Origin of the sequence: Acinetobacter sp. OYA S30 (assembly GCF_033599315.1) — a bacterium.
GTDB lineage: Bacteria > Pseudomonadota > Gammaproteobacteria > Pseudomonadales > Moraxellaceae > Acinetobacter > Acinetobacter baumannii.
On sequence record NZ_JAWVAV010000031.1, the window covers coordinates 1 to 14180 of the forward strand.

The 14180-nt window shown below is 40.2% G+C and carries 14 protein-coding genes and 1 pseudogene; 3 read left to right on the forward strand and 12 right to left on the reverse strand.

Annotated features, from left to right (window positions below; genetic code table 11):
• From R5R67_RS14245 to R5R67_RS14265, 5 genes are all read right to left on the reverse strand, one after another.
• Window positions 1-734 (reverse strand): methylenetetrahydrofolate reductase (locus R5R67_RS14245; protein WP_318754914.1); only part of this gene is annotated, 734 nt, incomplete at its 3' end.
• A 73-nt stretch (window positions 735-807) separates the two neighbouring features.
• The gene (locus tag R5R67_RS14250) at window positions 808-1575 is read right to left on the reverse strand and encodes an NUDIX hydrolase (protein ID WP_000155301.1); all 768 of its coding nucleotides are present in this window, start codon (window positions 1573-1575) and stop codon (window positions 808-810) included.
• Window positions 1576-1635: 60 nt separating this feature from the next.
• Window positions 1636-3129, reverse strand: coding sequence for a nicotinate phosphoribosyltransferase (locus tag R5R67_RS14255; protein WP_000152979.1), 1494 nt, complete (start codon window positions 3127-3129; stop codon window positions 1636-1638).
• Window positions 3130-3140: 11 nt separating this feature from the next.
• The gene (locus R5R67_RS14260) at window positions 3141-4025 is read right to left on the reverse strand and encodes a phosphoribosyltransferase family protein (protein WP_318754915.1); all 885 of its coding nucleotides are present in this window, start codon (window positions 4023-4025) and stop codon (window positions 3141-3143) included.
• 181 nt (window positions 4026-4206) lie between these two features.
• Window positions 4207-5010 (reverse strand): sulfite exporter TauE/SafE family protein, encoded by an 804-nt coding sequence (locus R5R67_RS14265; RefSeq protein ID WP_000965124.1) that lies wholly within the window; start codon window positions 5008-5010, stop codon window positions 4207-4209.
• Window positions 5011-5108: 98 nt separating this feature from the next.
• Between R5R67_RS14265 and R5R67_RS14270 the strand changes: the two genes are divergently transcribed.
• Window positions 5109-5897 (forward strand): AraC family transcriptional regulator, encoded by a 789-nt coding sequence (locus R5R67_RS14270; RefSeq protein WP_001244569.1) that lies wholly within the window; start codon window positions 5109-5111, stop codon window positions 5895-5897.
• Here the strand turns inward: R5R67_RS14270 and R5R67_RS14275 are convergent.
• From R5R67_RS14275 to R5R67_RS14290, 4 genes are read right to left on the reverse strand one after another with little or no spacing between them, the layout of a single operon-like run.
• Window positions 5892-6383, reverse strand: a complete 492-nt coding sequence (locus R5R67_RS14275; RefSeq protein ID WP_031950509.1) for a GNAT family N-acetyltransferase — start codon at window positions 6381-6383, stop codon at window positions 5892-5894. The two genes, R5R67_RS14270 and R5R67_RS14275, sit on opposite strands and share 6 nt — an antisense overlap.
• Window positions 6380-7144 (reverse strand): ABC transporter ATP-binding protein, encoded by a 765-nt coding sequence (locus R5R67_RS14280; RefSeq protein WP_000614434.1) that lies wholly within the window; start codon window positions 7142-7144, stop codon window positions 6380-6382. The genes R5R67_RS14275 and R5R67_RS14280 overlap by 4 nt, the downstream gene beginning before the upstream one ends.
• Window positions 7141-8151 (reverse strand): FecCD family ABC transporter permease, encoded by a 1011-nt coding sequence (locus tag R5R67_RS14285; RefSeq protein ID WP_002040324.1) that lies wholly within the window; start codon window positions 8149-8151, stop codon window positions 7141-7143. Before R5R67_RS14285 ends, R5R67_RS14280 begins: the two co-directional genes overlap by 4 nt.
• A 2-nt stretch (window positions 8152-8153) precedes the next feature.
• A complete protein-coding gene (locus R5R67_RS14290; RefSeq protein WP_000770281.1) occupies window positions 8154-9173 on the reverse strand; it encodes an ABC transporter substrate-binding protein in 1020 nt (339 codons plus the stop codon).
• A gap of 256 nt (window positions 9174-9429) precedes the next feature.
• On the opposite strand from R5R67_RS14290, the pseudogene R5R67_RS14295 reads away from it, so the two are divergent.
• Window positions 9430-9522: pseudogene (locus R5R67_RS14295) on the forward strand (hypothetical protein); the annotation flags it as partial.
• A 78-nt stretch (window positions 9523-9600) separates the two neighbouring features.
• Here the strand turns inward: R5R67_RS14295 and R5R67_RS14300 are convergent.
• Window positions 9601-10653, reverse strand: a complete 1053-nt coding sequence (locus R5R67_RS14300; protein ID WP_000206306.1) for an NAD(P)-dependent alcohol dehydrogenase — start codon at window positions 10651-10653, stop codon at window positions 9601-9603.
• A gap of 285 nt (window positions 10654-10938) precedes the next feature.
• On the opposite strand from R5R67_RS14300, the gene R5R67_RS14305 reads away from it, so the two are divergent.
• Entirely contained in the window at window positions 10939-11823 is an 885-nt protein-coding gene (locus R5R67_RS14305) for an AraC family transcriptional regulator (RefSeq protein WP_000013631.1), read from the forward strand.
• A gap of 95 nt (window positions 11824-11918) precedes the next feature.
• Here the strand turns inward: R5R67_RS14305 and R5R67_RS14310 are convergent, their stop codons facing one another.
• Together R5R67_RS14310 and R5R67_RS14315 are read right to left on the reverse strand one after the other, a co-directional pair.
• Entirely contained in the window at window positions 11919-12791 is an 873-nt protein-coding gene (locus tag R5R67_RS14310; protein ID WP_000090986.1) for an NAD(P)-dependent oxidoreductase, read from the reverse strand.
• Window positions 12791-14167 (reverse strand): MFS transporter, encoded by a 1377-nt coding sequence (locus R5R67_RS14315; RefSeq protein ID WP_000389456.1) that lies wholly within the window; start codon window positions 14165-14167, stop codon window positions 12791-12793. The genes R5R67_RS14310 and R5R67_RS14315 overlap by 1 nt, the downstream gene beginning before the upstream one ends.
• Window positions 14168-14180: the final 13 nt, after the last annotated feature.

The window sequence follows — 14180 nt, forward strand, 5'->3', positions numbered from 1 at the left end:
CAGCGCAAATAAATACGGTCTGTATGCCCTGCCTGTTTTTCCCCTGCCAAGACTTTTAGCATGTGTGGAGTAATCACAATACCCGCAACTTTATGCTTTACCATGAAGTTGGCACGGCCTAAAGTCAGTGGCATGACGCAAGCTAGTATTTGCTGCGAATAATCATGCTTGGTTAAAAATGATTTGGCTTGTTTTAAGGCTTCAATGTCATAGCCCAATTGGGTAATGATAAAGTCAGCACCTGCTTTAATCTTCTTATGCAGTTTTAAATACTGTGCATCACGCTCAGCTTCGACATATTTAAACGGATTAAAAGCAACCCCAATACGAAAACCACCATGTTGCTTAGCTGCCATTACGGCGTTTACCGACTCTAGGTAACGACTACGAGGCTGACCATCTCGACCATTATGATGCTCTTTAAGTTTATCGCCTGTAAGCAATAACAAGTTTTGAATATTGGCAGACTTGGCTTGTTCTAAAAAGAGCTCAAAGTCTTGTATGTCTCTCGCTTTACCTGAAAAGTGTAAGACTTTCTCTATTGAGTCAGGGTAACTTTTGCTGGCTTCAAGCGGCGCAATATCATGATCTGAATGTACACGATCTGCCAATGTCATTGCAGCCGGATACCCTGCAAACTCATGTCTTACAGGATAAATTTCATGTAGTGAAGTGAGATATTCCACCAACACAAAAAACTGGTTTTGCTGGAAGCAGGGAGAAACGTGTGACATAGGCAAAGCGCTGATCAAAACATGACATCAATCATAAGCGCGGCATTATAAATCAAAAGTGCATTAAGATGCGCTAGTCAGAAAGCTCATTGTTTTGCTTGCCTTCACTCTCTTTATTTCTAGGTAATTCGAGTGAACGAGGAAATATAAAATCAAAAGAATCGAGTGCATAGCGGTAAAGCTGAGCTGGCCGTTTGCCCACAATTTTACTGTGGTTGGTTTCTTCAACTGCACCCGCTTCTATCATACGGCGTCTAAACGCTTTTTTATCTAAAGATTGCCCAAGAATAATTTCATAAATAGTCTGTAGCTCGGTCAGTGTAAATAACTCGGGCATGAGACTAGCTGGCAATGCCGTATAGCGAGTTTTACTGGTTAAACGCTCTAAAGCCAAGCTGAGCAATTCATTATGATCAAACGCCAATGCTAAATCTTGTGCTTTTGCTACAGGCACCCATTCGCTGTACTCAGCCAAAGCTTGGTGTTGATAGGCATTAAAATCGATTAATGCAAAATACAAAATGGTTACTGCCCAGCCACGCGGGTCACGTTTGGCATTGCCCACAGAGGCAACTTGTTCCAAATAAGGTGAACTAATTCCTGTTTTTTCGACAAGCTTACGATAAGCTGTGGCCATCAAATCTTGATCGTGCTTTAAATCGGCAAAACCACCCGGTAAGGCCCATTGGTCTTTGGCTGGAAAGTTGGGCCGCTTAATGAGTAATACCTGCAACTGACCATTAAATACCGAGAAAATAGCCATATCGACAGTGAGTAAAGGTGCGTCATAATCTCGGCGATCATAACTGGCAAGGAATTCTTGTTCAGTTTGAATAGTCACGTTCAGTCTCTCAATGAAAATGATGAGCCGATACTCATGCAACGGCTCATCTAAACTCAGTTATGCGATGGATAAACGCTCACGTATTTGATCCAAAGTACACTCATATTGAAGTTTACCATTTTCAAAGACGGTTTTAAGTGCTCCACCTTGTTCTTGTTCGGCTGTTTGCTCATCAAACAAGGTGAAGCCATTTTCACTTTCTTCGATGCGTAATAGACCTTTCGCAGATTTTTTAACGCCTGAATCAGTAATCGGGTCTTTAAACAGTTCGCGGCCTACACCATTCACCTGCCCCCAAGTCGCTTTCACAGCAAAACCAAAGGTATCGCGAGTTAAGTAGTTATAGGTAAAACTGCCGATCCCAAACACTAAGTTGTTTGAAGCAAAGCCTTTAGCTTCAAGGCCTTCTAAAATACGCTGTGCACGGTCTAGGGTAATCGAGTCACCGTAAATTAAACCGACACGTTCATTGAGTACTTTATAGCCTTGCTCAGTTGTTGTACCGCCAAACACTTCCCATAAACATTCAACTGCACCTTTGTAGGCTGGGCTGCCGACTTCGGCATCTGGGTCACCACAAATAATTTTAACTGGGTCACCAGAGTCTGGACGGAAAACCAATTTGGCCAAGCCTAAAGCATTCGGTTGTCTTTCCAGAATTTCAGGTTTTAAAGCCACCGTAAACTCTGTAATGACTCGCCAAAAGTCCCAAGTATCAGACACAATACTGACAACACCCGACGGATAAAGCTCGCAAATTAAACGCTTAAATGTTTCTAGCTCACTGTCTTCTGTACCCATACACATCACACTGTGTTCGGTCGCTGGTACAGATACCCCAATCACACCTGTTGCATTGTAATATTCTTCGGCATAGTCGATTGAAGCAACCGAGTCTGTTCCAATAAAACTGGTTAAATGCCCCACACCCGATTGTGCCGCATCATAAATTCCACTCATGCCACGGCTACTAAAATCGTGCCCTTGCACAGGTACAAAATCAAGCGGTGCGCCAGTTTTTACAGCATATTGAGTTAATAAACGTTTGTACTCATAAGCAATAGTGGCGGTTGTACAGCTTTTCCAAAGCTCAGCACTTAACACCGTTTCAATATAATTCGTTAACCAAAAGAAACGCGGGTCGGTATTAATAACGGTGAGCACGGGTACACGCATATTGACGCGGCTACCTTCTGGCAATGCTTTAATGCGTAATGGTAAATAACCCAAGTCGTGTAACGCTTCAATATGATCGACTGGTACAGCACCTTCACCTAGTGAACTATCCATACGGCGTTTATAAGTAGCCACGACTTTGTCTTTAGGTTGTTTGAAAAAACCTTCATTCCAAGTATCGATTAAAAAGTGTTTGATAAAACCCTGAAGACCAAAGAACACAACTTTATCGTCAAAGTCAGGCAACATTTTAGCAAGTCGAGATGAACGAGGCGTAAAGTTTGCGTACACGTACTCTGTACCTGCTGGATACTGACGTCTGTGATCAGCTTTATAAAAATCGATAGCGTTTAATGGATTAAGTTTAATCGTCATCTTTATTCTCTTTATTTTGCTGCAAAAGCAATTACGGAAATTTTGTCTGATGCTTGTTGTGGAAAGCTGTCTGAGGTAAATAGCTGGTCAAGCAGCCCATCAAAAACCTCTATTCCTTTACTAAAAATACCGTGAGTCACATATAGAACGACCTTATGACAATTAAGGCGACGGAGTTCTTTGGCAATACCAATAAAAGTTGCGCCGCCGTCGCAAATGTCATCGGTAATGACCGCTGTGAGGCCCGATAGATCAGTCGCATGTACATGTGTACCTAAAATTTTGCCAGTTACCGGATCACGTTTTTTATCGCACTGAATAATAGTGATTGGTTGTTTGCGCTTAGAATTAAAAGCATCTGCGACCATTTGTGTACGCGCTTTTGCGCCGTTGTCTGGGCAAACCAGTACTGTTTTTTCGTCTTTTAACAATGTGCTTAGTGCTTCACTCTTTACGATGATGTCTACTGAACTGATGTTTACAACTTCGCTAAAAGAAGTATTGGCAGCGAGTAAGGCTGTCGTTACTTCACTATGACAGTCCCAAACAGTGATCTTGCCTTGTTTGCCCGCTTTTTTGTCAGCATTGATGTTGAGTAACCTGGTCATCACATCAAGCGAGAACGCTTGGCCTACTGCACAAATACGGTCCTGACGTGCATATGGAAAATACGGAATTTCTAGGTCAATGGTTAAACCCTGAGTCAACAATATATTTTCAAGTAACAAATAGTCCATCACATCGTGACTTGAGGCCATCTTTGCACGGACCAATACCTTGCCAGATATTGAACCTAAGGTTGTCTCATCAATTTGAACATGACGCTCGCCACCAGAAAACTGCGTGAATTTCACTGGAATCTCATTTCTTGCCGCATCTAAAAGCTGGATAGCCATATCATCCTCTTTTTGTCTGATGACCTTCGATGAATATATATTGGCACAAAGCCAATATATATTTCAAGTCTAATTTTTAAACTTTTTTCAAAGCCCTTTAAGACATAAAATTTGCAGTTTTAGAGCATTTAGAAATTCGATATTTAAGAGAGATGATTCTTCAATTAATTGAAATAAAAATTTAATTTACAAAAAGCATGACGAGTAGAACTATTATTAAAAGTAGCGGATATAACTTTGCCCGCCATAAATCAGGTAGTTTTGAAATAAATTTTTCTGAAAAATATAGCCCAATCCATGTTCCAGCAACCAAGAATAAAGCAGCTTTAAACCAGATGAGACCGATAAATCCGTTGGGTGTAGATTGCCAAATTGACAATACACAATAGGTCAGTGTTGCAGTTAAAGACAAAGGCAGCGTGAGAATATTTGCAATAGCCGCAGCCTCTACCATAGAACTACCCCGCCGCCGTAATAAAGGAACCGTCATTACACTGCCACCCACACCTAAAAGTGCTGCAACCCAACCAATAATGCCCCCTTTAATGAGTTCACTATTTTGTCCATAGTGTTGCTTTTGCTTTGAGGTCACTATAAACCCTGGTCGGTAATAACAATCTAGAATGGTTATGAACACATAGCCCATAAATATCCAGCGAAGCCAATTTCCATTAAACAATGAGGCCATTACCGCACCGACAATTCCACCAAGTGCAATACCACCCCACAAAAAGCGGATTTTTTGCCAATCTATATGTCCAGACCGATAGTGCCGAAAGACTGCAAAACTTGCCGAGCAGAGCATGACAAAAGCTGATGTAGCTACGGCGATTTGCATGGCATGTATGCCGATATTACTTTCATTACTCCACTTTTGAACAATGACTGTATAAAGCAAAGGTACAGCAACAAAACCACCACCAAAGCCAAATAACCAAGTGGTTATGCCTGAAAGTAGTCCAAATAAAAATAGCTCATATAGCATGATCATCTTCCTCACGTTTATAGAGGCATGATATAAAATAGCTCTATGGCAAACTAACGTAGAAAAGCCATATTTTTATTTGTTTCAGCCAAAAATATATGCGTAATATTTCAATTAACGAGGTAGACCATCTACCACAAGCAGTTCTAGCGTTAGGGTCAGATTATCCTGCTGATACCTTGTTAGATACGCATAACCATCGCCGTGCACAGTTCTTATATGCACCCGAAGGGCTTATGAAAGTTGAAACTGAAGATGGACAATGGCTTGTGTTACCGTACAGCGGTGTATGGATACCCGCAGGCAAACCACATCGGGTATGGCTATCTAAAGTCAGTACTTATAGTTTGTATATAGAAGTGAGTAATGCCCCAAGACAAGCAAACTATTGCGAGGTTATACAAGTCTCGCCTTTGTTACATCAATTGCTCATTCAGGCAAATAAGTTATCCATTGATTACTCGCGCTCAGGCCGAGACGGCGCTCTTATCGATTTATTGTTATATGAGCTAGAAGCTGCACCAGCCCTACCTCTGTTTATTCCTTTGCCTCACAACACATTACTATCTCAACAATGTGCTGAGTTTATGGAGCATCCCGATATTCATAGCAGCCCTAAAGATTGGGCACATGACCACAATAAAAGTGAACGAACTTTTCACCGCTGGTTTAAGTCTGAAACTGGCATGTCCTTTCAGGCTTGGCGTAATCGAGTCTGCATTATTTATGCTTTAAATGCCTTAAAAGAAAATATCTCAATTACGGAAATTGCTTTTAGTTTAGGCTACGAACACTCGGCAGCTTTTACCGCAATGTTCAGCAAAATTATGGGTTATCCGCCTACCCATTTTCAAAAAAGATTTCATGCGTATGATAAAACGCTATAAAGATTTACTCATATGAATGGTGTCATACGTATCGATCCATTCGCGTTGAATAACCTCAAAACCTTGTAGAGTCCAAAACTCTTCAGCCGCCGGTAAAAATGGATGGGTATGCAAATACAAAGTCGTAATTTCACTGTTTTTGGCATGGCTAAACAACATGTCACATAGCTGGGTCGCGATGCCCTTACGGCGGTATTCAGGCAATACAAATAACTTAACCACCTCAACCGTATTAGACGGTAAATTTAAATCAAAACGATGGTCATAAGCCCGATATGCAATCGTGCCAATAATACGGTTTTTATCTTTTACTGTAATGAAGCAGCCCAGTGGATCATGGACATAATGCTGCTCAAAATTTTGTAAATCTTTGGGGACTTGCCCATGATAAATTTCTGGGAATAACAGCTGTCTTGTATAAAGCGCGAATTCTACCGCAGACACATAGTCTGATTTGCCCACTAGCTGATAATTCAACATATTCATAGCCAAGAATGGTCAGGAATCACAATGGTTTTGTCTTGAATCATGGCTTCATGGAACTCAACATCATAGACACTTTTTAAAAACTTAGGATCGGTGATTCGTGTTTTAGACTCAGGCTTAACCACCTCATGTTGGCGCATAAAAAACAAATGATCGGCAAATAAAAAGGCCAAATTGGGATCATGCATAATCGCAATCACCGTAAAATTTTGCCGCGACAACTGACGCAATTTTTTCATTAAATAAGACTGATAATAAACATCGAGATGGTTGGTTGGTTCATCAAGCAAAATGACTTTCGGTGCTTGCACTAAAATACGGGCAATCATGACCAATTGTCTTTCGCCACCCGATAGCTCGGTATAAGGACGATCACGCAAATGCTCAATATCTAAATCAAGCAAAGCTTGGTCTACACGTTCCCAGTCTGATTTTGAAGGACGATATCGGCTAAAAGCAGCACGCCCCGTAATCACCACATCTTTAACCAAAAATGGAAATACGGTTTTATGAAACTGCGGTAAAAAACCGAGTAAGGCTGCCCGATTTTTTCCTTTAAAGTCCGATAGTGCTTTTCCAGAGTAACGAATCAAGCCATCTTTTACAGGTTCTAGGCCAGCCATCAATTTAAAAAGTGTCGATTTTCCGCAACCATTACGCCCTAAAATTACGGAAAACTGATTTTCAGGAAACTCCAGATGAATATTTTTAAGAACCTGTTTGTGCCCATAGGCATAATTTAACTGATCAATTTGTATCATGCCCAATGAGTCCTCTGTGTTTTCATTAATAATAAGAAAAATGGCGCACCAAGTAGCATAGTAAAAATACCAATCGGTATTTCAAACGTCAGTAAAACCCGAGAAAAGTTATCAATCATGAGTAGAAAACTACCGCCCAACACCATATTGGCAGGAATACTGTAGCAGTGATCTGGCCCAACCAACATTCTCACAATATGCGGCATAAACAGCCCATATAAACTAATAATGCCTGCCGCAGCCACAGAAGTTGACGTACATACAGTCACCAGAGCAATTAAAAGAAGTTGTTCCCACCTTGGGTTAACACCCACCGCCTGTGCTTCTTCAGCACCGAGTGCCATTAAGTTTAAGCGCCAACGCATCGCAAACAATCCGGCAAGGCCAATACAAATTGGTAGCACGGCGTATTGAACCTTTTGCCAAGAAGCCTGATGTAAGTTGCCCATCGTCCATTGCACAATCGCTTGTAATTTAAATGGATCGCTTAGGTACTGAATAACCGTAAGTCCTGCTAAAAACAATCCCGAAACAATCATGCCCGATAAAATTACCATCACTAAAGACGTCTGACTTTCATGTTTTTGATGTGCAAATAAATACGTTAAGACAACAGCACAAACGCCAAAAACAAAGGCGGATAGATTTGGCGAAAGCCAACTTAAAGAAAGTGCCAAAGCTGCACCAAACGCGGCACCAGATGAAATACCGAGTACATACGAGTCGACCAAGGGATTACGAAACAAGGCCTGCAAGCCATTACCCGCGGTTGCTAACGCAGCTCCCACCATAAAAGTCAGTAAAATTCTGGGTAATCTGACATTTACTAAAATGTTTTGCATCAGACTAAATTGTTCAGCGTCAAAATATGGTGTACCAAAGACTGCTTGTACCCCCCACCGCAAATAGTCCCATGCACTTAACGTTTGAGTTGGCCCAATAAGCAGCGAGATAAAAATCATGACAACTGGTAACGGGTAAAACCAATAATATTTCAGCTTTTCCATATTCATGGCACCAACGCTTTAGCAAGCTGCTCACCATACAACTTGGTTAAAATACGCTGTTGTAAAGCACTTACTGGTAAATCAGACTGTTCAGGATAAATACTGTGATTTAGATAAATCGCCGTAATAATGATTTTAATGGTATGGGGGTTATATATAAATGCAGGACTCAAATTAAATACCTTTCGGTTTTGTACAGCGCTTAAACCCTGTAATTCTTTTCGTTCATAAATCAGTTTTGGATTGGTATTCCAAAGCACAATATTGTCAGGGTTCCATTCAATTAAAGTCTCTGGGTTCACGTTAGGCTGGTTAGCTTCGGTCTGAACAATATTGTAAGCACCTGCGAGTTCAATAAAATCATTGGTAATCGACTCTCGTCCAGAGGTAGAAAAAATTCGTCCACCAGACCAAGCATAGTAAATCGATTGTTTATTTGGCTGACGGGCCGTTTTGGCTGCGACTTCTGCCACAATTTCATCAGAGAAATTTAAAATTTCCTGAGCTCGCTTTTGGGCGCCGCTCAAAATAGCAATTTCAGACAGTTCTTCTTTCACTTGCTTGTAGGTACTGGACTCCATTACATATACAGCGATGCCAAACTGCCGTAACAGTTCAATCGTTTGAGTCTGCCCGCTTCCTACAATCACTAGATCTGGTTTTAGCAACACGAGACTTTCAATATTGGTTGCATTGGCTCCTTGCGAAGGTGCTGCAAGCTGCTTATTAGCAATGCGTTTATCTATTTTTGAATAGGCATTAAATAATAAAGGTTGAATGTATACTTCGGCAGGTATACCAATTACTTTGTCACCTTGCCCTAGCATATAGAGGCCATCTAAACCCGACTCAAACAAAGAGACAATTCTTTGGGCAGGTTTGGCTACACAGACTTTTGTATTTGTACTATCAAAAACACATATTGAATGAGGGGTTGAGTTTTCTTGAGTTTTTCTATTTTGCTCAGATGAGGAACATCCACATAGAATGAGTAAAGTGAGTAATGAAGCCAATAACTTCATTATGACACCCCGTGCACAAATAGAGTGCAAAATAAAAAGATGTGTTTATTTAGTGCATTTTTCATGTGAAAAAAACACCATAAGAGAGCAAGACGGTTTGAATCATCATTTATACAACAATCAAATTAAGTATGTTAGATAACGCCTTAGATAGTAAGCAAAAAAAACGCCAAATTTACCAACTAATAAAAACTATTTAATGATTGGGCAAAAAGTCTATAAAAGCGAGTCAAATAATTTAATCATGTTTATAGCGGTGAGCCTCGTGTTAGGACTCAGCATACCTGTTTTTGGATTTAGTTTTTTATTTAAGCTATTTATCTTTGCTATGGGTAAATATATCTTCTAAATCATAGCGCTTGCATTAATTAACCTGATGGGCTGTGCACACATAGCTATAGTATGCACAGCTCAAATAATGTCTGAATTAATCTTCAGATAGAGTTTTCATATCAATCACAAAACGATACTTCACATCGCTCTTTAGCATACGTTTAAAAGCTTCATTAATATTTTGCATATTAATCATCTCTACTTCAGAAACGATATTATGCTCACCACAAAAATCGAGTAGTTCTTGTGTTTCTTTAATTCCACCAATAACCGAGCCTGCAATTGATTTTCTACCTAAAATCATAGGTACTGAATTTGCGCTAATTTCACCTAAATATCCAACTAATACAATGGTTCCATTTAAAGCTAAAGTTGGAATATAAGGCTTCAAATCATGGTTATAAGGCACAGTATCAACAATTAAATCAAATTGATTTAATACCGACTTCATTTGATTCTCATCTGTTGATAACACTACATGATGTGCGCCAAGTTGTTTTGCATCTTGTTCTTTGTTTGCTGAGCGAGTAAATAGTGTCACTTCAGCGCCTAGAGCATTGGCAAGTTTAATTGCCATGTGTCCTAAACCACCTAAACCAACGACAGCAACTTTACTGTCCTTTCCAACATTCCAGTGACGTAGCGGCGACCATGTGGTAATACCCGCACAAAGTAGTGGTGGTACAGCTCGAGCATCCAGATTTTCAGGTACTTTTAATACAAAATCTTGACTACAGGTAATGCTTTGTGAATATCCACCATAAGTTGGGCGTTGGTCATGGCGATCTACGCCGCCATAAGTCTGGATGTTACCTTCTTCACAATATTGCTCTAGCCCTGAATGACAAGCAGAACAAGTACGGCATGAATCGACCATACAGCCAATGCCCACTAAATCACCAACTTTATACTTTGTGACTTTAGGACCGATTGAGGTAACACGTCCAACAATTTCATGGCCCGGAACTAATGGATAAGCACTAAATCCCCAATCGTTTTTAGCTTGATGTAGATCAGAGTGACAAACACCACAATACTCAATTTGAATGACAACATCATCTTCACGTGGGGTTCTACGTTCAAATTTAAACGGAACTAAAGGAGTTTCTGATGACAGCGCGGCATAACCTAAAACTTCAGTTGTCATATTTTTCTCTCATGTTTAATGTTTAAATAGAAATGATTTATTCACTGGATATTCATTAATGGCTATTGATTTTGAAACCCTATGAATATGCTCTGGAAGCAGTAGTCCAGCAGAATTGAATCAATCAGTTTTTGCCATGTTCATCAGTATAAAAATGAAAGTTGTAAGGTGTTGTTCTATTCCTCTCACAGATTTGCCTAATCCTCCGAATTGTTGCACTTCTCACTATTTTTCTTATTTGAAATGCCTACAATAAAAATACAGAGGGTAATCGGTAGAATCTGAATGGCGAATAGGTCTAACCATAATCAAGAATTGGCTCAACTTGTCGATCAATGGACACGAGAAAAAGGCACATTCGAAACAGCTATTACGGGACTGACTTTATATCGTGCAGAGACATTGACCAAACCAAGTAGCAGCATGATGGATGCGAGTCTATGTATGATTGCTCAAGGCAAAAAACAGGTGATTCTTAGCGAAGAGACTTATACTTATGACTCTAACCATTTCCTTTTTACTGCAATTGACCTGCCTGTAATTGCTCAAGTGCTTGAAGCTTCTGTTGAACAACCCTATCTCTCAATTGTGCTAAGGCTAGACCCATATTTACTTGCTCAAATCATGCTTGAGGCCCATATTCCCTTTAAAGATGTAAATACTGAGAAAAAAGGAATGGCTGTTGGAGTAGTCAATTCAGAGCTGAATGATGCGTTTATACGGTTAATAAAACTACTAGATACGCCACAAGACATTCCCATCTTGTCTCCTCTTATTATTAAGGAAATTTTTTATCGTTTATTGATGAGTCCGCAAGGCGATCGACTTAAACGTATTGTAGCGGCAGGCACTACAGGCCATCGAATTGTGAAGGCAATTGAATGGCTGAAAACAAATTTTGCGAAACCATTTAGTATTGAAGAACTGGCAAGCACAATGGGGATGAGTGCATCAAGTTTTCATCAACATTTTAGGGATATAACCTCAATGAGTCCCTTACAGTATCAAAAGAGAATGAGATTGACCGAAGCACGGCGTTTGCTAATGACCGAAGAATACGATATTTCATCTACCAGCATGCAAGTCGGTTATGAAAGCTTGTCCCAATTTTCCAGAGAATATAAACGCTTTTTTGGGGTTTCTCCGTCAGTAGATATTAAGAATATATAAAAGCAATAAACGTGGACTATTAAAAAATTAATACCAGAAAAAAAGCGGTACTTGATTATGTCTATTCATCAAGTACCGCTAAAATTAAAGCAATATTACACATGATTCATTCGTTCAAGCTCACGAATTAAACCAGAATGATCAAGCTCACCATCTCCGGCAGCAAGCATATTTTCAAATAATTGACTGACTTTTTGGGCTATAGGTAAATTCAACTCAAGCGATTTAGCATAGCTAACGGCTGTATGAATATCTTTATGCTGGTTTCGAGCTGTACCTCCCGGTTTAAAATCTCGATTTAACATGCGTTCGCCATGCTGTTGCAAAATCGGAGAGTCTGCAAAACCGCCTGTTAATGCTTGTTTGAGTTTTATCGGGTCTGCTCCTGCTTTACTGGCAAGCAATAAACCTTCACTCACGGTTGCGATGGTAGATGCGACTATCATTTGATTGACGAGTTTTGCCAACATTCCACAGCCGGCATCTCCGACTAAAACTGGTCGCCCCATGGCAGATAGAACATGTTCAGCATGTGAAAATGTTTGAGCATCGCCGCCAACCATAATTGCCAGACTTGCATTTTGAGCACCTTTTTCACCGCCAGAAACAGGTGCATCCAAATATCTAAGTCCGTTTTCTTTACATTTTTCACTTTGGTTTTTTGCAACTTCAACCGGTATTGAACTCATCACAATGACCGTGCTTTCAGGTTTTAGCTGTGAAATTGCACCACGTTCTTGAAATAAAATTTCATTACAGGTTTTTCCATCACTGAGCATACAAATCAGAAACTCTACATCTTTTCCGACTTGTTCAAGTTCACTACAAACATATGCACCAGCTTCTTTTAAACTTTCTGCTTTAGATGAAGTTCTATTCCAAACCTTAACTTGATGACCAGCTTTTAATAAATTCATGGCCATTGGCATTCCCATAATGCCCGTTCCAACAAAACCAATCCGAGCCATTATTTCATCTCCGTAGCAGTCCGCACTTTAAGTCGCCGTTGTTCTACTTTTAGGCTATCAGACTTTAACTTTGCCAAAAGCAGTAACCCTAAACCGCCCATGGCGACAAATCCTGCAATGGCAAGGAACGCTACTGTATAGGTGCCCGTGGTGGTATATAAATAGCCTGTTAAATATGGACCAGTAAAACCACTTAAATTACCTACAGAGTTAATTAAGCCAATACCGGCTGCGGCGCCCACTCCTGTTAAAGTTTGCCCAGGGATAGTCCAGAAAATGTTAATTGCACTAAATACACCAATCGCGAGCAGAATAAAGCCCACAATAATTGCCCACGGTTGATTCACAATTAAAGCAATCGCAATTGCGAAAGCCGCCATAAGTGCAGCACAAGCACCGTGTTTATAACGCTCTTGTTTACGGTCAGAACGGCGGCTCCATAAAACCATACCAACCGCCGCAAATGCATATGGAATAGCGGTGAGTAAGCCATTTTGGATAAGGCTAATTTGCATACCAAAGGTGTTACGGAACGACTCTAAAACACTTGGTAAGAAGAAGAACATCGCATTTGAACCAGACGTAATTCCAAAATAAACAATTGCCATAATCCACACTAAAGGATTTTTAAACACTTGTTTAATGAGTTCACCTTTTGTTAAAGCAGCATCGGCAGATTGCTCTTTTTCTCTTTCTTCACGTTCTAGCGTATTCATGAGCCATTGGCGCTGCTCAGCTGTTAACCACTGTGCTTCTTTCGGATTATTGGTTAAATATTTTAGACAGACTAATCCTAAAATAATGGAAGGAATCCCTTCTAAAACATACATCAAACGCCAGCCTTCATAGCCAATGGTATTGCCCCATTGCATAAGGCCGACCGAAATTGGCGCTCCAATAATTTGGGCAATTGGTAACCCTAAATAGAAAGTCGCGAAGACACGGGCACGATATTTAGCAGGAAACCATAAGGTTAAATAAAAAATAACCCCCGGAAAGAAACCCGCTTCTGCAATACCCAGTAAAAACCGTAAAATAATAAATTGGGTACCACTATGGATAAATCCCATAAGCCCGGCAATAATTCCCCAAGTAATCATGATTCGGGCAATCCAAATCCGTGCACCAAACCGATGAAGTAAAACGTTACTCGGTACTTCTGCAATAAAGTAACCCAAGAAAAATACACCCGCCCCTAAACCAAAAATAGTTTGGGTAATTCCAATTGCATCATTCATATGTAGCGCAGCAAAACCAATATTGGTTCTGTCTAGAAAGGCCATAATGAATAAAATAATAAGAAACGGGATGATTCGACTCGAAATACGCTTAATTGTCTGCTCTTCGAGAGCAGTGACATTTTTGATATCTTCCATAATAACTCTCACA